The following is a 16,392-nucleotide window of genomic DNA, read 5'->3' as shown; positions in this document are numbered from 1 at the left end:
AAAGGGTTCCTGCTGTTCTTAAGAAAGCAAGAGCAAAGCTTGAGAAAAAGCCTAAGAAAGAAAAACCAGAAGAAAAGCCTATTGAAGAAAAAGGACCTTCTGAAGAGAAAAAAGAAATTGAAAAAGAAGAAATAAAGACAATTCAGAAAGAAAAACCAGCAACTCCTGCTCCTAAACCTGTTGTAAAAGAAAAACCAGTTGAGCAACATCCAAGTGCTCCTTCTAATAAATAGTTTTTCTTAATTAAGATTAAAAAATTATTGAGTTTAACATAGGAAAATTCCTGTTAGTTTCTTTTTCCATACAACGTGGGGTCAAACCGCGTCCGTAGAGTTGTGTTTAAGTTCCAATCAATTCGAGCGAAGCGAGTCTATATGTGCGAAGCACTGGGGGGAGTTTTTTTGTTTAATCAGAATAGCTTACCAAATGGTGAGCAATGGAAAATATTCCAACAAATTTCTTTCAAATCGCCCAAGTGAAAAATCATATAATTTTCATCCAATTAAATTAACTTTCAATATCAGTGAGATTCAATAAATGAATTTAGTACTAATTCTATAAATTTTCTGACACATCACTAGTGCTATTTACAAAACCAGTATATATTGTATACAATGCATACATTCTGCTTAGCCATTAGTAATAATCGAAAGATTTATATATATGTATGCAACTTATACGTTGTATGAGCGATATAACCATTAGGCAACCATATGCATCTAACAAGGAATTTGAGAAGTTACTCAAGGAGAATATGGAGCGGCTTATTCACGAAAAAATAAGGCAGAACAATCTCGGAGAATATAATACGTTAGTTAACGGATCAAATAAAGCTGGAACAACTATTAGACTAACAATCGCAACAAAAAATAAGTTAAAAAAAATGCTTAATTCAGGAGAAACGTATGAAGACCTAGTTTTAAGACTAATCGAACGAGATAAGGAGTTAAAAGAAAAGAGGAAATTTATCAAAGAAATGATGGATCGCCAAGACAATTATGCAGTGAACTATTCTGAAGAAAGATATAGTAGAGCCAGAGGCATATATATTTACCATCCTGATTTAAAGATTGAATACTCATATAATTTTTCCAGAACAAGAGGTTGCGATGGAACACCCTATAATTTACAAATTGAAAAATATATCCTCCAAGGAGAGACAATAACTGAGAAGGAGGGCATAAAGTCAGCCCAAACAATTTCGATAATAAAATCCTTGAGTAATGTAAAAATATCAAATAGTGTACGCGAAACGATACGAGAAAAGGAAGCCCTGCTGGACAGCGACTTTGATTACATTAAAACCAAATATTTGATATACTTTAAGATACTTTATGGATTAGTAGGTGGAAAAGTCGGACGAATACCAAGAGATGAAAATTTACTTGACATAAACTTCTGGAAAGATATATACTATCGAAAGGATTGGAATCAAGAAACATTTCAGGAAGATGTAAGGAACAAACTTTCGCAATTTGATAGCGAAATATCCCAAATACAAACAGATTTAGAGAGGAAAACATGGCGTCTAAATCTAGACAGGTAGAACTTCCCGACCTGGTAAGGGTAATAGGATGTCAAACGGGCAATACAAAATTCGACAATGCGCTTTTCGAGATTTTCTTAAATATTAAGATTGGTAATACTGCAGAATGGTTTGAGATATCACTAAATGCAAAGAATAAAAAGAATGAGAAATTAATCAGGATTGAAACGAGGGTTGCAATTGAGAAGCACGAAGAGGGAAAAGGACACTGCGTGCCACATTTGCAGATTAATAATTTTGCGTCTGATGAAGAAACCTTGGGCAAGGGCACATTAAGAATAATCTTGCAAGTTTGTTCAAAGGAAGAGTTAGAGGAATGCTGTGAGGGATTCACTTATTCATTAAAGGAAATACTAGGGGTAATTGAGAATATATATGGGCAAAAAGTAGGCCTAGTAGATTACTTTTTTTATCCAAATAAATTACTAGAGTTAAAGGACAAACAAAAAGTTCTACACAAATTAATACTGAAATCCTTTCACGATAATATGTTGACATTCAAGGATGAAGATATAAAACTAATAGAGTATAAGGGTAAAAAGAATGAACCACCCTTAGATACAAGAGATTTATTTAAGATAATGCGAATATTGCACCATTTGAAGATATTAAATCCAATATTGTTAGAACCACTCTATAATTTGGTTTTTGATAATGAAGAGATTAAAACTAAATGTAAGCAATTGGACTTCGAGGATTTTGAAGGGGCGTTCAATGAGAAGCCAACAGCGGAAATGAAACATTATAACAAAGATCAATTCATAAAGGAATATGCAAAATAAATTATCGCAATTCAAAACCAAAGGTTTTGCCAATCTGTCCAAAGGACAAACTCCCCCTTTTTTCTTTTTTAGAACTTAAACACAATTGAACTTAACACCTATTAAACGAAGTATTAATAGGTGTTGGCAAATAGTAAATGGTTGTATTGCTTTACTTCGCCTGTTTTAAGCTCTATGGTAAATACACTTGCCATTTGCCATGCTCGCGTCAGGTATATAAATAACTTCTATTCATAACATAGTTATGAAAACAACAGAACTTAAAAATTTTGAAAATGAATTAAAAATAAGATGTTACAGCAAAGAAACAATTAAATCTTATTTATTTTTTAACAAAAAACTTTTAGAATTTACAAAAAAAGGCTCAAAAACAATTACTGAAAATGATGTAAAAAATTATATTTTATATATGATTGAACAATATGGTGCAAAACCAGCTACAATAAATTTAGCAATATCCGCATTTAAATCATATTATGTTGATTTTATGAAAAGGAGGTTTATTAATGGGCTAAAAAGAGCAAAACCAGAGATAAAAGAGCCAGTTATACTAACTAAAAATGATATTTTAGCAATGATAGATAAAACAACAAATATTAAACATAAATTACTGATTGAATTATTATATTCATCTGGATTAAGGGTAAATGAGGCAGTAAAACTAAAAATTGAAAATATTTATTTTGAAGATAAATTTTTGATTGTAAAACAAGGTAAAGGCAAAAAAGACAGATATGTTATAGCTTCTGAAAAATTCATAAAGGATTTAATTGAATTTCTGCAAAAAAGAAAAGATACAAATTCTTTTATTTTTATCAGCAGTTCTAATCCAGAAACTCACATTTCCAAAAGAACAGCAGAAAAAATAGTTAAAAACGCAGCTAAAAAAGCCGGAATAAAGAGAAATGTATTTTGCCACGCTTTAAGATCCAGCTTTGCAACACACCTTAATCAAAAAGGTGTTGATTCTTTTCATATTCAAAAATTATTAGGGCATGCAAGACTTTCAACAACACAAAGATACATAAAAACAGATTTTAATATGCTTAACTCAATAACAAGCCCATTGGATTAACTTAATTCTTAAAACAGCAAATCTTATTAAAAGCTATTAAACTCCAAAACTCTTAAATAATAGATAATCTTAATTATATTCATGATAGGGGAATGTCATAAAAAAGCAAAAGAGGTAATAAAAGCTTGTTCTACACCTCATGGTTTATTTGCTTCTGGCGGAAAAGAAGGTTATAATGCTGTTTGGTCCAGAGACAGCATGATAAGTTTTTTAGGAGCTAGTTTAGATCCTAAATTTAAACAGACTTTTAAGAAAAGCTTAGTTGTTTTGGCAACGAATCAAAGTCCTAAAGGGCAAATACCAAACGCTGTAGATAAATACAGCAAAAGAAAACCACATGTAGATTATGCTTCTATTGATTCAACTTTGTGGTATATAATTGGACATTATGTTTACAAGAAAAGATACAAAGATAATTCATTATTTAAGAAATATCAAAACACAATAAAAAAAGCTTTGTTTTGGTTGAGTTTTCAGGATATAGGTGAAAATGGAGTTTTAGAACAGCTTCCTACAACAGACTGGCAGGATGCTTTTCCACACAAGTATGGAGTTGCTATAAATACACAAGCCATGTATTATAAAGTTTTGAATTTAACCAATAATCAAAAAGACGCAAAAAAATTAAAATTTATGGTTAATAAATATGAAGAAACAAAATTATGGGATAAAGATTTTTATGTTCCTTACAGATGGAAAAATCATAATAAATACAAAGAGATAGGAGATTGGTTTGATTCATTAGGAAATCTTCTTGCAATTGTTTTTGATCTGGCTGATGAGCAACAGGCAAAAAAGATTATTAATTACATAGAAAAAAACAAAATAAACAGACCATATCCTGTTAAGGCAATCTATCCTCCAATAAGAAGAGGAACAAAAGAGTGGCATGATTATTTTGAAGATTGTGATGCTAAAGAACCTCATCACTATCTGAATGGGGGAATATGGACTTATATTGGCGGATTTTATGTTTTAAGTTTGATCAAGCTTAAGAAATTTAAGAAAGCTGAAGAAGAACTTAAGAAATTAGCAGAAGCAAATCTAAAAGGAAACTTTCCCGAATGGATAAATCCATTAACAAAAGAATCTTTTGGAAATCTTCAGGCATGGGATGCAGGATTATATATTCTTGCATACGAATCATTAAAAAAGAAAAAGATTTTAATCTAAATTTAATTTTTCTTTGGTTATATCTACCATCTTCTGGGAAATATATTTGTAATCAAGGTTTTGAACTACGTGTTCTCTTGCTTGTTTTCCCATTTGTTCTCGTAAATCAGAATCTGTTAAAAGTTTTAGAGTAAAATCTCTCAGATCATTTATATCTGCTCTATATCCAAATGTTTTTGGTGAATCAAATTCAATTATTTGTTTTGTTTTAAAACCCATTGAAGGATAAACCCACTCTTGACCTAATTTTATTTCTTCACCAACTTTGGCTAAAAATCCTGTTTTATTATGAATTATTGTTTCAGATGGACCCATCTTATTAATTGATATTACTGGTTTTCCACAGGACATTGCTTCTACCTGGATCATTCCAAAACCTTCTAATCTTGAAGGAGCAGCATAAATATCTGCAGCGTTTAAAAGATGAACCATGAATTCAGGACCAAATTCATCAGTTAAAAAAATAATTTTATCACTTATACCTAACTCTTCAGCTAATTCAACTTCTTTATCTCTCCAGTCAGATGCACAATCACTAGGCCAGGATTTACAAACGTATTTCCAATCTTTAAATTCTTTGTTGACCTCTGCTAATGCTTTCATCATTTCTTGTGAGCCTTTTGAGGTTGTATCTCCTCCAACCGTAAGAATCATCTTTTCATTATCCTGAATTCCAAGCATATTTTTTATACTTCTATTAAAGTTTAGATTATTTGTTGGCTTAAACAAGTTGGTGTCTATTCCAATATGCATCGGAATTATTTTGCTTATGTCTATTCCATCTCTTTTATAGGTTTGTCTTACCCATTCGCTTGTTGTAAACATCAGATCAAGATTATCGAATTCCTCTTTATAATTAGCAACCCATCCATCTGCATTAAACCACGGAACAGATTTAATTCCATATCTGGCTGGTGTTTTAACAATCTCTGGAACGTTTCCCCAAAACCCAACACCGAAAGCAACATCTGGTTTGTAATATTTTAGAAAAAACTTTTTTTGAAGATTATCTTTAAAGTGACATGGCACTGCATCATTGCCTGTCTTCAAGATTCCTTTGTAAAGCAGGTGTCCTTGTAAGCTTGTTCCATCGTTTTCAGGTGGATAAGCGTAAAATACTATGCTTCTCATGTTACCTCTTTTAATGCTTCTTCATTTCTGCAACAAAGGTCTTCAAAAGAGCCTTTGTCAAAACCATAAACCTCTTTGATGATTTTTTTCTTTGATTCTAACTGTGGTTTATTTAACTTTATAAATCTATCTGAGTTTTGCTTTGCATAACAAATCTTCCCTTTCATTGAATAAGAAAAGAAAAAAACTTTTTTAGCTGATAGAGATTTGTCTTTTAGCATTTGAACTACTGCTTTGTTAACATTGATGTGTCTTTTGTGGCCGTATTCTCCATTTTTTCCGTGGGTAAAAATATAATCGTAATTTTTATTTGCAAATCTTTTAATCCTTTTTGTAACTTCATCTATTGGAATTTTATTTAGTTTCTCATCTTCTAAATCAGACATAAAACATTTTGCTTTAAAGATTCTGCAAACTTTTTTGAATTTTGGAGCTCGGTCTTTATCATCTTTCCTACAAAGACTTATGATTGTTGTATTCCAACTATCTTTACTCTTTAGAAGAAGCCCACCCATCCAAATTGTTTCATCATCAGGATGTGCAACTATCACTAAAACTTTCTTTTTCATTTGACTATAGCTGCAGCTCCAAGTATCCCGCTGTCTTCATAACCTTTAATGACTTTGAATTGATACTTAGTTCTTTTTTTAATCGCATTGTTCATACTACTTTTGAAAGAGTTAAACGCTTTTGAGATTCCTCCACCAATTACAATAATGTCTGGATCAAAAGTGTGTGCAAGATTTACAATTCCTGTTCCTAATAGCTTTCCATAATCATTCCAGTCTTTTTTTGATAATTTAGACGGTTCTTTATTATATCTTTTTTTAATAGCTTTTGATGAAAGATAGGCTTCTAGATTTCCTTTTCCAAATTTATCTTTTAATCCATCAAACTTGATTGTGCAATGTCCTAATTCACCTGCATTACCTTTTCCTTTGTACAATTTGTTGTTGATAACAATTCCCCCTCCAATTCCTGTTCCTAATGTTAATCCAATAATATTTTTCTTTTTCAATCTTATAGATTCTCCAAGAACAAAACAGTTTGCATCATTTTCCATTAGTGTTTTTTTTCTAAATCTTTTTGAGATAATATTCTTAATATTAACCCCTTCTAATGGCAGATTAGTTGTATTTTTTATAAGGCCTTTATTATAATCTGCAGGGCCAGGACACCCAATTCCTATTGCTGTGATTTTTTTATCAAACAAAGAGTCAACAGAACTTAGAATATTATTGATAACTTCTTTTTTTGTTTTTCCTGTTTTAACAACAAGCTTTTTCAAAATACGATTATTAGAAACAACACCTGCTTTTATTTTTGTTCCACCAATATCCAACCCTATAACGGCCATAACCTGATTAAAATATTATGAATATATAAATTTGTTGTTTGATAAAAAGATAATTTTTTATACTTCTAAATTAGAAGTTTATTGTTAGATGAAACTTGAAATTTATAATACAAAAAAAGAGGCATCTTATGTAGCTGCTAAAAAGGCTGTTGAGATATTAAATAGTGCTATTAAATCTAAAGGACATGCTAATATTGTTGCTGCAACTGGAACATCGCAGTTTGAATTTCTTAAGAATGTTATTAAAGATAAATCAATTGATTGGTCCAAGGTAACATTATTCCATCTTGATGAGTATATTGGTTTGCCTGAGAAACACAAAGCCAGCTTTCGCAGATATTTAAGGAAAAGATTAATTAATAAGATACATCTTGGTGAAGTTCATTTAATTAAAAGCACTTCTAAAGATCCAAAAGAAGAAATTAAATTATTAAATAAGGAGATATCTAAAAAAGAAATTGATATAGCTTTTTTGGGTGTTGGAGAAAATGGGCATTTGGCATTTAATGATCCTCCTGCAGATTTTAAAACAGCTAAGCCTTTTATTATTGTAAAGCTTGATGAGGTTAATAGAAAGCAACAACTCAAAGAAGGGTGGTTTTCAAAACTTTCTGATGTTCCTAAGCAGGCAATTTCAATGTCTATTAAACAGATAATGAAATCCGAGAATATTATTTGTTTAGTTTTTGGAAAAAGAAAATCAGAAATAGTTAAAGAGTGTTTTACTAAAAGAATTTCTCCAATGTGTCCATCATCAATTTTGAAGAATCATAAAAAGGCTTTTGTTTATTTGGATAAGAAATCTGCTTTGTTGCTTTAGAAAAACTATTAATCTTCAAGTTTCACCATTATAAGATCAATAATGGGTTGTACTTCTTCTTTTCTCGCCTTATCATAAGATTCGTGGTATGGATCATTCTTTTTAGCTAATGTTTTCTCTGAATACTCATCTCTAAACCACTCAAGCATTGCAATTAGTTTTTCTTTAGTATGAATTTTGTTAAGTTTTATCAGGCTCAACACTAATTTTAACTGCTGAGCAGAAAGACCAATTTTTGCTCCCATTACTTTCTTATAAAATTTCCTTACAGCAAACATATGTAAATATGATTAATACCAGTATAAATACTTTTCGAATTCTTTGGTTTGAACTATACTCTATTTATTTGCATCATTTTATTTATAATGCTGGCGATTGGATTTAACACCTATTAAACGAAGTATTAAGCAGGTGTTGGCAAATAGTGGAAGGGCCGTGATTCTTTATTTCTCTTGTTTTAGGCATTATAGAGTATACACTTGTCATTTGCCATGCTCCTAAACCTGTTGTAAAAGAAAAACCAGTTGAGCAACAATTATAGTTTCTATTTTATAGTAGTTATAAAAGTAAAGTTTATAAAGCATTTGATTATTCTTTTTATAAAGTAAACGCATTTGGTGGTGCTAAAATGAACAAGAATATTACAGTCATACAAGGTGATGGAATCGGTCCTGAAATAACAAATGAAGCTATTAAAGTCTTAGATGCTATTTCTGAAGTAAGAGGTCATAAATTTGATTATAAGTTCGCTGATATGGGGGGAGTTGCATATGATAAAGCAACTGCTAATATGTCAGAAGAAGAGAAAGAAGAGATAGATAAATGGGATGATGATGCTAAAAGAAGCTTAACTTTACCACAAGCAACATTAGATGCTATGGATCATGCTCGTGATACTGGAGGAGCAGTTTTGTTTGGAGCTGTTGGAAGATATGATTTACCAAAGAGAACTGCTGAACTTGCTCTTCTTGGGATGAGAAAAAGATATGGTGTTGTTAATAACAGACCATTTATTATTGATCCAATATTAGCTCATAACTCAATTTTATTTAGAGATCCTATTGAAGTTGAAGGTTTTGAAATAATAAGTCCTGAAGAATCTTTATTCAACGGAGCTACTGAACAAGGAGATGATTATCATTCTACAAGAAAACAATTTAGCAAATCAGGTTTAGAAAAAACAGTAAGAAGTGCTTTTGAAAAAGCTAAAGAAACAAGCAAACAAGTTTTATGTGCTTCAAAATACAATGTTCTTGTTTCTGAAAAAATGTTAAGTGATACTTTTGAAAGAGTTGCTCAGGAATATCAAGGGCAAGTTCAACTAAATGAATGGTCTCAAAACGGACAACTAATTATCGACAACGCTGGAATGCAGATTGCAGCTAATCCTCAAAGATATGCAAATACAATTGTTATTGCTGATGCAATGTTTGGGGATTTCTTACAAGCAATTGTTGATGTTGTCAGCGGAAGTAAATCTGTGAATAGAGAAGCTATTCAAGAGATAAAAGAGAATGGAGTTTATAGGACATTCATTAGAGAACTTTGCGGTGGATTATATTTTGGAAAAAGAAGTTCTGGAGATGAAGTATCATTTGACACTTTGCATTATGATTCAAAAACAGTCAATGATTTAGGTTCTGTAGCAAATAGAGTTAATTCGCAATTAGGTTTAGAAACAATTGACTCTTTAGAAATTGATGGTGTGCCTACTTTTGGTTATTGGGCAAAAGTATTGGATCAAAATGCTTCTAAAGAAGGGTATCGATTGAGACACATGAATGTTAAAGAAAGTGTTGAAACATTATTAACGGATCCTGCATCATTAGGCACAGTAATCGCAAGTAATATGATGGGGGATATTTATACAGATTTGGCAGCTGCTGTTGTAGGTAAATCATTAGGTATAATGCCTTCATCTGCTGTTAATGCAGAAGGTTTTGGAATTTATGAGCAAATAGCTGGAAGTGCCCCCGATATTGCAGGAAAAGGAATTGCAAACCCTATTGCAGAAATTAGAAGTGCTGCAATGATGCTTGAAGACTTAGGAGACAAAGAAGGGGCTCAAATGGTTTATACTGCAATAGATAAAGCATTAAAAACAGCGAGAACACAGGATATAATGGAACCAGGATATAAACAAGTTTCAACCAAAGAGATGGGGGATCTAATTGTTCAATATGTTAGAGAGGCAGCATAAAAATGTCAAAAGGAACACTTTATGATAAGGTTTGGAAAAATCACGAAGTAGGGAAATTACCAACTGGACAAACACAACTTTTTGTTGGAAGACATCTAGTGCACGAAGTTACAAGTCCGCAGGCATTTGAGATGCTTAGAGAAAGAGGATTAAACGTTAAACATCCAGAACTTACTACTGCTGTTGTTGATCACGTAATCCCTACACATGATTTATCAAGACCTTTTCAAGATTCACAAGCAGAGTTAATGACAAAAACTTTAGAAACCAAAATCAAGGAATTTGGTATTGAATACTTTGCACCAGGCTCAGGCAAACAAGGCGTATGTCACGTATCATTCCCTGAACAAGGTTTAATCTTGCCAGGTGTTCTTGCAGTTTGTGGAGATAGTCATACCTGCACATATGGTGCTTTTGGTGCACTTTCATTTGGTATTGGAACTACTCAAGTTAGTCATGTTCTTGCAACACAAACACTTGCCATGGACCCTTTGAAAGTTAGAAAAGTTGAATTTAATGGCGAATTACAAAAAGGAGTTACTGCTAAAGATTTAGCACTCTATATGATAAACCAACTTGGTGTAGAAGGAGGTGTTGGTTTTGCATATGAATTTGGCGGAGAAGTAATTGACAGTATGTCTATGGAAGGAAGAATGACTTTATGTAATATGGCTGTTGAAGGGGGCGCCAGATCTGGTTATGTAAATCCTGATCAAACAACTTTCGATTTCTTGAAAGGAAAAGCTTTTGCTCCAAAAGATTTTGAAAAAGCAGTAGCATACTGGAAATCAATTGCTTCTGAACCAGACGCAGAATATGATGATAAGGTAGTATTTGATGTTTCTGAAGTTAAACCAATGGTATCTTGGGGCATTAATCCTGGACAAGCAGTAGAAATTGATCAAAAAATTCCTTACTTAGATAATCTTACTGATAAACAAAGAAGTGAAGCAGAAGATGCTCTTAATTATATGGGATTGAAAGCAGGAGATCAAATTGCTGGAACACCAATAGATGTAGCTTTCATTGGTTCGTGTACAAATGGAAGATTAAGTGATTTAGAAGCAGCAGCTGAAGTATTAGCAGGAAATAAAGTTTCTGTAAAAACATTGGTTGTTCCAGGGTCAGAGGAAATTAAATATTTAGCTGAAGAAGAAGGATTAGATAGAATCTTTAAAGAAGCTGGAGCAGAGTGGAGATATGCGGGTTGTTCAATGTGTCTTGCAATGAATCCAGATAAACTAGAAGGTTATCAAAGAAGCGCTTCTACATCAAATCGGAATTTTAAAGGAAGACAAGGAAGTCCTACTGGGAGAACTCATTTAATGAGCCCATACATGGCTGCAGCTTCAGCAATAGCAGGAAAAATCGCTGATCCAACACCTTACTTAAGAGGTAAATAAAATGAGTGATAAATTTATAATTCCTGAAAACCAAATAATCGAACTAAAAGGAAGAGGTATTCCAAAACCTGCAAATGATCAAAATACTGATGATATTGTTCCTGCAAGATATTTGAAAGAGATTACTTTTGCAAATATGGGAGATTACGCATATTTTGATGAAAGATTCAAAGATGGGAAACCAATAGAAGATCACCCATTTAATGATCCAAAATATCAAGGCGCTACAATTCTTATAGGTGGTGCTAATTATGGATGTGGATCTTCAAGAGAACACGCACCCCAAGCTTTACATAGATACGGACTTAATGCAATAATAGCTCCAAGTTTTGCAGAGATTTTTGCTGGGAATTGTGCAAGTTTAGGTGTTGTAGGAGTTACTGTTTCTCCACAAGATGCTACAGAATTAGCAGATTTTGTAAAACAAGAACCTTCTACTAAAATCTTACTTAGTCTTGCTGATAAGGTTATCAGATATGATGGTAAATCTATTGATTTAGATATATCTGAAGGAAGAAGACAAGCTTTCTTGAATGGAACTTGGGATGCTATGACAGTGTTACAGCAAAAGGAAGAAAGAGTAAAAGGAGTTATTCAAAAATTAGATTATCTTAATTTGTGAAATTAATTAAAGGAAAATTTTTAAATGATTGAATATTTCTAAACATAAAGAGGTACTAATAAGGTGCCTAAAGAATTTCTTTAGGTTTTTAAGATGAGAAGAGACGAAAATTGTAAAAGCCTAATCCAGTTAATTGAAGAAGAAACATCTAGCAAAGGGCCAGATATTAAATCTTTGATAATGGAAGAGAGGTATGTCCCATATAGAAATATCAGTGACAGGGTTGTATCATATTTAGATTACTTTAATATTTCATATGTGCCAGAGGATGTTAGAAAAAAAATTGGAATACTCTCAATATGGATTAAGACAGTTGATGATAGAATTGACGATTTTGATTGTAACGTTGGGATCCAGGTTCTTGAAAGGTTAAGAGATAAATCTGAAAAATTTGATTCTGAGACTGAAACAGATGAAGTGTTATATTTAACTGAACTTCTAAAAAAACAGATAGAACCTGATAGGTATGATAATATTCTAAAAAGCTTTACTGAATTATATCATGCAGTGAATACTGAGTCAAATTCCCCTGATATAAAAACTTATATTAAAAATAGAAAAAGAGTTGGTAGACTAACAGCTAAACTCTTTTATGAAATTATTGAACCGGGTTTGCAAGGGGGTTTATCAAGATTTAAGACATTATTCATTGAACTAGGGGAGCTAGGCAATATGGCAGATGCAGCAGTGGATTTGAACATGGATAAGGAACAAGGAATATTAAAATTTAACCCAAGATTAAAGGATCATATGAGGATGTATATGGATACAATATATATGGGGGCTAAAACTATTGTTAAATATCCTGGTTTAGTCTCAAAGTTTTATCCAAGCATTAAAAATTGTGTTAAATTATTATTATCTTAAAACCATAATCTTATTAAATTAAATCATTTTATCCTTTCCACAGTTTTACCATTTGCCGATTGAAAATAACATCGCGATTAAGAGATGTTCAGTTTTGAGGTTGGTGAGAAAGCACGTGCTTTATCTGGGTGTTAAATTATAAGTTCCTATTTGAATAACATACAAAATGGCAAGCCATAAGATAGATAATCCTGAGATGTACCACCAGACAAGGGAGGTTATCAATAAGACTATTAGATGGATATGTTTAATACTTTTCTTCAATCCAAATATGATTGGAATTGTTTTTAATCCTTCTTTTCTATCTTTTACAGTATCTCTTAAATCGCCAGCAAAATTACGAAGGGTTAGCAAAACTCCAGCTAGGAAGGAGAGGGGATTGAGAAATCCTACAATTCCTGCAGTAAGGAAATAGTATTGTAAACCCCTAAAAAGTGGACTATACAAACCAAGTGTTGGTAAATTCTTTCTTGTATACAAAAAGCTACAAATCAAAAATCCAATAACTGCAATATGATTATAAAAAATGAGTCCTATGATCAATAGAATACTCCACAAAAATTTAGGGAAAGACATCCTATAAGAATGAGAATGAATATATTCTAGATACAAAATAAATCCTAAATGTAAAAAGATCACTCCGATAAATTGTAGTTTGTTCGTTCCTATTGCTATAAGAAGAATCATTAAATCTACAAGAGAATAAAATCTTATTTGGCCTATGAGGTTCATTAATGTATTTTGTTTCTTCATTTAATTTATATGGTTTTTAGTTTTATATAAAGGTTTCTGCTCAGATGATTAAGCGATGATTTGCATTAAGAAAATTTCATCTAAAAAGTTGACAACAAAGGCTTTAAATTATTGACATTATTTCTTAATTATTATGACAGATAACTTATTGGAATTAAAGATTGAAGATTTATTATTAGATTATCCAGAAGTAACTCAAAAAAAGGTCAGAAAATATATGGTGAGATATCATCAAGGAGAAGAAGTAGATCCTGTGTCTGTTAGTTATTGTGTACATACTGGGAAATATTATTTAAATGACGGAACTCATAGAACTGTTGCTAAACATTTATTAGGAAAATCTTCAATCCTTGCTAAAATTGAACCTTGTTATCCTCATTGTATTGGTTTTGAACCCAAATGGACACCTTATCATATCCGTCATATAATTCTTCAATAGAATCATTCTATGATGATGTTAAAACCGCAAATCTTATTAACGCAAATTAATTCTTTCTTATTAACCGATATTTGAGTGTATAAAATGAATAATTTATTACCTTTTGAAAAGAATAAGAGAGAAACCCTTGTTAAAAAGGAATCTAAGACTTCTGATAAATTTGGTTGTAATCCAGAAGAGAGATCTGTAAAAGAACTAATTAATTATGGTGTTGTTAATATAGACAAACCAAGAGGCCCTACTTCTCATCAGACAAGTGCTTATGTTCAAAAAATTTTAGGTATAAAAAAATCAGGACATTCAGGAACTCTAGATCCTATTGTAACTGGAGTTTTATTAGTAGCTGTAGGAAGAGCAACAAGAATTGTACAATCATTGCTAAAAGCAGGAAAAGAGTATGTTGGAATAATGCATTTACATAAAGAAATTTCAAAAGAAGAGGTAGAAAGAGTTATTAAAAAACATTTTATAGGAAAGATACAACAAAAACCACCTATAAAATCTGCTGTTAAAAGACAATTAAGAGAAAGAGAAATCTATTATTTTGATATTATTGAAGTTATTGATCAAGATGTTTTGTTTAGAACAGGAGTAGAGGCTGGAACCTATATAAGAAAATTGTGCCACGATATTGGAAGGAAGTTAAACATGGGAGCACATATGGCTGAATTAAGAAGAACAAAAGCAGGACCTTTTGGTGAAAAAGGATTAGTTACTTTGCATGATCTAACAGATGCTTATTGGTATTATAAAAATGAAGGCAATGAGAAATTTATTAGGCATTGTATAAAACCAATTGAAACTGCTGTTAGACATTTGCCTAAACTTTGGGTTTTAGATACAACTGTTCATAGCCTAACTCATGGTTCTAATCTTAAAATGCCTGGGATTTCTAAGCTTGAGTCAGGTATTAAAAGAGAGGATATTGTTGCTGTTATGACTTTGAAGGATGAATTAGTTGCTGTTGGAACTGCAAATATGACTTCTAGCCAGATGATGAATGAGTTAAAAGGTGTTGGTGTTAAGATCAACAAGGTTTTTATGCAGGAAGGAATTTATCCAAAGATTTAATCTGCTGTGAATAATTCAGAATCATGAACATCAAATATACCAATTCTTGCTCCTGCGTCTAACCAACCATGAGCATAATTTAATGCTGCAAAAGCGTTTATTTTATCCTCTTTTTCTCTAAAATGTTGAGCATCTGAAATATACCTTTTAATCATATCAAGAAAATCTTCTCTTTCTTTAACTAAAGAAGTTTTATTTGAAGAAGCTTCTACTTTTTCCAAAGCTTTAGATGTAACTTCAAAATATTTTTCAAGCTTTTCGTCTGTTATTTTATCCATAATAAGAAAATATGCTATTGGTTTTTATATGTTTTTGTTTTAAAGACATAGAAAACTTTATAAATAGCTTAAAATCCCTCTCTTCTATGGCAAGATTAAGAAAATTTACATCATATAGGAGAATAGAAAGACCTTATACAAGAATATCAAAATATAAGAAAAAGTCTTTTATTAAAGCTCAGCCGAGACATACTATTATTAGATTTAACATGGGCAATAAAACAAGAAAATTTAATTATATTCTAGATCTTAAATCTAAATCAGATTTACAAATAAGACATAATGCAATAGAATCAGCAAGACAATCTTCTAACAGATTATTAGAAAAAGAGCTTGGCACAAAAGAATATGCATTAAGTATAGTGGTTTATCCTCATCACGTTACAAGAGAAAATCCAGTGGCGGCTGGAGCTGGAGCTGATAGGTTTAGTACTGGTATGAGCCATAGTTTTGGAAAACCACATAGTGTTGCAGCACAAGTTAGGAAAGGCCAAACATTATTCAGATTAAAAGTAAATAAAAATGACCTAAAAACCGCACGAGAAGCTCTTAAGAGAGTTCAGAAAAAGCTTCCTTGTGGATGTTTAATAGAAACCACAGAGAACAAGTCATAATAATTTCTTTAGTTTCATATAATGTGGACGTTTACATTCATGTTTTGCTTTTAACCTGAACTGAAAGCTTATTTTTGTCTGGTATTTACACTTAAAATGAGCATTACACAAATTAACAATTCCGTGGATATTTTCCATATATTTACATAGCTCTTTATCTGGTAAATCAGCAATATAAGAATTAAATCCCTCTTGTGTTGTTTCAGAGTTCATCTAGGAAAGGGTAGATATTGTAGTATATATACATATGGAAAAATTCAT

Annotated in this window: 19 protein-coding genes; 12 read left to right on the top strand and 7 right to left on the bottom strand. The window is 31.6% G+C overall.

Features of this window, described 5'->3' with window-relative positions:
- Positions 1-685: 685 nt before the first annotated feature.
- From CEE44_00605 to CEE44_00590, 4 genes are all read left to right on the top strand, one after another.
- Positions 686-1,546: a hypothetical protein gene (locus CEE44_00605; GenBank protein TKJ17021.1), complete on the top strand. Its 861-nt coding sequence runs from the start codon at positions 686-688 to the stop codon at positions 1,544-1,546.
- On the top strand, positions 1,522-2,328 hold the full coding sequence (locus CEE44_00600) for a hypothetical protein (protein TKJ17020.1): 807 nt from the start codon (positions 1,522-1,524) through the stop codon (positions 2,326-2,328). Before CEE44_00605 ends, CEE44_00600 begins: the two co-directional genes overlap by 25 nt.
- A gap of 244 nt (positions 2,329-2,572) precedes the next feature.
- Positions 2,573-3,403: an integrase gene (locus CEE44_00595; protein ID TKJ17019.1), complete on the top strand. Its 831-nt coding sequence runs from the start codon at positions 2,573-2,575 to the stop codon at positions 3,401-3,403.
- 81 nt (positions 3,404-3,484) lie between these two features.
- Entirely contained in the window at positions 3,485-4,576 is a 1,092-nt protein-coding gene (locus CEE44_00590; protein TKJ17018.1) for a hypothetical protein, read from the top strand.
- On the opposite strand, the gene CEE44_00585 is transcribed toward CEE44_00590, so the two are convergent.
- Genes CEE44_00585 through CEE44_00575 form a run of 3 tightly spaced genes read right to left on the bottom strand, consistent with a single transcriptional unit; the run spans position 4,568 to position 7,064 of the window.
- Entirely contained in the window at positions 4,568-5,707 is a 1,140-nt protein-coding gene (locus CEE44_00585; GenBank protein ID TKJ17017.1) for a glycosyl transferase family 1, read from the bottom strand. The two genes, CEE44_00590 and CEE44_00585, sit on opposite strands and share 9 nt — an antisense overlap.
- The gene (locus CEE44_00580) at positions 5,704-6,276 is read right to left on the bottom strand and encodes a hypothetical protein (protein ID TKJ17016.1); all 573 of its coding nucleotides are present in this window, start codon (positions 6,274-6,276) and stop codon (positions 5,704-5,706) included. The genes CEE44_00585 and CEE44_00580 overlap by 4 nt, the downstream gene beginning before the upstream one ends.
- Positions 6,273-7,064: a hypothetical protein gene (locus tag CEE44_00575; GenBank protein ID TKJ17015.1), complete on the bottom strand. Its 792-nt coding sequence runs from the start codon at positions 7,062-7,064 to the stop codon at positions 6,273-6,275. The genes CEE44_00580 and CEE44_00575 overlap by 4 nt, the downstream gene beginning before the upstream one ends.
- Positions 7,065-7,152: 88 nt before the next feature.
- Between CEE44_00575 and CEE44_00570 the strand changes: the two genes are divergently transcribed.
- Positions 7,153-7,884, top strand: a complete 732-nt coding sequence (locus tag CEE44_00570; protein TKJ17014.1) for a glucosamine-6-phosphate deaminase — start codon at positions 7,153-7,155, stop codon at positions 7,882-7,884.
- 8 nt (positions 7,885-7,892) lie between these two features.
- On the opposite strand, the gene CEE44_00565 is transcribed toward CEE44_00570, so the two are convergent.
- Positions 7,893-8,162, bottom strand: coding sequence for a hypothetical protein (locus CEE44_00565; protein TKJ17013.1), 270 nt, complete (start codon positions 8,160-8,162; stop codon positions 7,893-7,895).
- A 350-nt stretch (positions 8,163-8,512) separates the two neighbouring features.
- Between CEE44_00565 and CEE44_00560 the strand changes: the two genes are divergently transcribed.
- The 4 genes from CEE44_00560 (at position 8,513) to CEE44_00545 (ending at position 12,976) form a co-directional block, all read left to right on the top strand.
- A complete protein-coding gene (locus CEE44_00560; GenBank protein TKJ17012.1) occupies positions 8,513-10,084 on the top strand; it encodes a hypothetical protein in 1,572 nt (523 codons plus the stop codon).
- A 2-nt stretch (positions 10,085-10,086) separates the two neighbouring features.
- Positions 10,087-11,487: a 3-isopropylmalate dehydratase large subunit gene (gene leuC, locus CEE44_00555; GenBank protein ID TKJ17011.1), complete on the top strand. Its 1,401-nt coding sequence runs from the start codon at positions 10,087-10,089 to the stop codon at positions 11,485-11,487.
- A gap of 1 nt (position 11,488) precedes the next feature.
- Positions 11,489-12,109 (top strand): 3-isopropylmalate dehydratase small subunit, encoded by a 621-nt coding sequence (gene leuD, locus CEE44_00550; GenBank protein ID TKJ17010.1) that lies wholly within the window; start codon positions 11,489-11,491, stop codon positions 12,107-12,109.
- 93 nt (positions 12,110-12,202) lie between these two features.
- The gene (locus tag CEE44_00545) at positions 12,203-12,976 is read left to right on the top strand and encodes a hypothetical protein (protein ID TKJ17009.1); all 774 of its coding nucleotides are present in this window, start codon (positions 12,203-12,205) and stop codon (positions 12,974-12,976) included.
- 120 nt (positions 12,977-13,096) lie between these two features.
- Here CEE44_00545 and CEE44_00540 read toward each other — a convergent pair whose 3' ends face one another.
- The gene (locus tag CEE44_00540; GenBank protein TKJ17008.1) at positions 13,097-13,729 is read right to left on the bottom strand and encodes a hypothetical protein; all 633 of its coding nucleotides are present in this window, start codon (positions 13,727-13,729) and stop codon (positions 13,097-13,099) included.
- Between the two features lie 133 nt (positions 13,730-13,862).
- Here CEE44_00540 and CEE44_00535 point away from each other — a divergent pair, with 133 nt between their 5' ends.
- Both CEE44_00535 and CEE44_00530 read left to right on the top strand, forming a co-directional pair.
- Positions 13,863-14,168, top strand: coding sequence for a hypothetical protein (locus CEE44_00535; GenBank protein ID TKJ17007.1), 306 nt, complete (start codon positions 13,863-13,865; stop codon positions 14,166-14,168).
- A gap of 84 nt (positions 14,169-14,252) precedes the next feature.
- The gene (locus CEE44_00530; GenBank protein ID TKJ17006.1) at positions 14,253-15,239 is read left to right on the top strand and encodes an RNA-guided pseudouridylation complex pseudouridine synthase subunit Cbf5; all 987 of its coding nucleotides are present in this window, start codon (positions 14,253-14,255) and stop codon (positions 15,237-15,239) included.
- Here the strand turns inward: CEE44_00530 and CEE44_00525 are convergent.
- Positions 15,236-15,520, bottom strand: a complete 285-nt coding sequence (locus tag CEE44_00525) for a hypothetical protein (protein TKJ17005.1) — start codon at positions 15,518-15,520, stop codon at positions 15,236-15,238. The two genes, CEE44_00530 and CEE44_00525, sit on opposite strands and share 4 nt — an antisense overlap.
- An 8-nt stretch (positions 15,521-15,528) precedes the next feature.
- Here CEE44_00525 and rpl10e point away from each other — a divergent pair, with 8 nt between their 5' ends.
- On the top strand, positions 15,529-16,131 hold the full coding sequence (gene rpl10e, locus CEE44_00520) for a 50S ribosomal protein L16 (GenBank protein TKJ17004.1): 603 nt from the start codon (positions 15,529-15,531) through the stop codon (positions 16,129-16,131).
- On the opposite strand, the gene CEE44_00515 is transcribed toward rpl10e, so the two are convergent.
- Entirely contained in the window at positions 16,126-16,344 is a 219-nt protein-coding gene (locus CEE44_00515) for a hypothetical protein (protein ID TKJ17003.1), read from the bottom strand. The two genes, rpl10e and CEE44_00515, sit on opposite strands and share 6 nt — an antisense overlap.
- Positions 16,345-16,392 lie beyond the last annotated feature (48 nt).

Source organism: Candidatus Woesearchaeota archaeon B3_Woes (assembly GCA_005222965.1).
GTDB lineage: Archaea > Nanobdellota > Nanobdellia > Woesearchaeales > B3-WOES > B3-WOES.
This window is presented reverse-complemented; position numbering and strand designations above follow the sequence as displayed.

Excerpts from the sequence above, each read along its gene's own strand:
- CEE44_00605 (TKJ17021.1), top strand. The coding sequence starts at position 686 with ATGAGCGATATAACCATTAGGCAACCATATGCATCTAACAAGGAATTT.
- CEE44_00600 (TKJ17020.1), top strand. The coding sequence starts at position 1,522 with ATGGCGTCTAAATCTAGACAGGTAGAACTTCCCGACCTGGTAAGGGTA.
- CEE44_00595 (TKJ17019.1), top strand. The coding sequence starts at position 2,573 with ATGAAAACAACAGAACTTAAAAATTTTGAAAATGAATTAAAAATAAGA.
- CEE44_00590 (TKJ17018.1), top strand. The coding sequence starts at position 3,485 with ATGATAGGGGAATGTCATAAAAAAGCAAAAGAGGTAATAAAAGCTTGT.
- CEE44_00585 (TKJ17017.1), bottom strand. The coding sequence starts at position 5,707 with ATGAGAAGCATAGTATTTTACGCTTATCCACCTGAAAACGATGGAACA.
- CEE44_00580 (TKJ17016.1), bottom strand. The coding sequence starts at position 6,276 with ATGAAAAAGAAAGTTTTAGTGATAGTTGCACATCCTGATGATGAAACA.
- CEE44_00575 (TKJ17015.1), bottom strand. The coding sequence starts at position 7,064 with ATGGCCGTTATAGGGTTGGATATTGGTGGAACAAAAATAAAAGCAGGT.
- CEE44_00570 (TKJ17014.1), top strand. The coding sequence starts at position 7,153 with ATGAAACTTGAAATTTATAATACAAAAAAAGAGGCATCTTATGTAGCT.
- CEE44_00565 (TKJ17013.1), bottom strand. The coding sequence starts at position 8,162 with ATGTTTGCTGTAAGGAAATTTTATAAGAAAGTAATGGGAGCAAAAATT.
- CEE44_00560 (TKJ17012.1), top strand. The coding sequence starts at position 8,513 with ATGAACAAGAATATTACAGTCATACAAGGTGATGGAATCGGTCCTGAA.
- leuC (TKJ17011.1), top strand. The coding sequence starts at position 10,087 with ATGTCAAAAGGAACACTTTATGATAAGGTTTGGAAAAATCACGAAGTA.
- leuD (TKJ17010.1), top strand. The coding sequence starts at position 11,489 with ATGAGTGATAAATTTATAATTCCTGAAAACCAAATAATCGAACTAAAA.
- CEE44_00545 (TKJ17009.1), top strand. The coding sequence starts at position 12,203 with ATGAGAAGAGACGAAAATTGTAAAAGCCTAATCCAGTTAATTGAAGAA.
- CEE44_00540 (TKJ17008.1), bottom strand. The coding sequence starts at position 13,729 with ATGAAGAAACAAAATACATTAATGAACCTCATAGGCCAAATAAGATTT.
- CEE44_00535 (TKJ17007.1), top strand. The coding sequence starts at position 13,863 with ATGACAGATAACTTATTGGAATTAAAGATTGAAGATTTATTATTAGAT.
- CEE44_00530 (TKJ17006.1), top strand. The coding sequence starts at position 14,253 with ATGAATAATTTATTACCTTTTGAAAAGAATAAGAGAGAAACCCTTGTT.
- rpl10e (TKJ17004.1), top strand. The coding sequence starts at position 15,529 with ATGCTATTGGTTTTTATATGTTTTTGTTTTAAAGACATAGAAAACTTT.
- CEE44_00515 (TKJ17003.1), bottom strand. The coding sequence starts at position 16,344 with ATGAACTCTGAAACAACACAAGAGGGATTTAATTCTTATATTGCTGAT.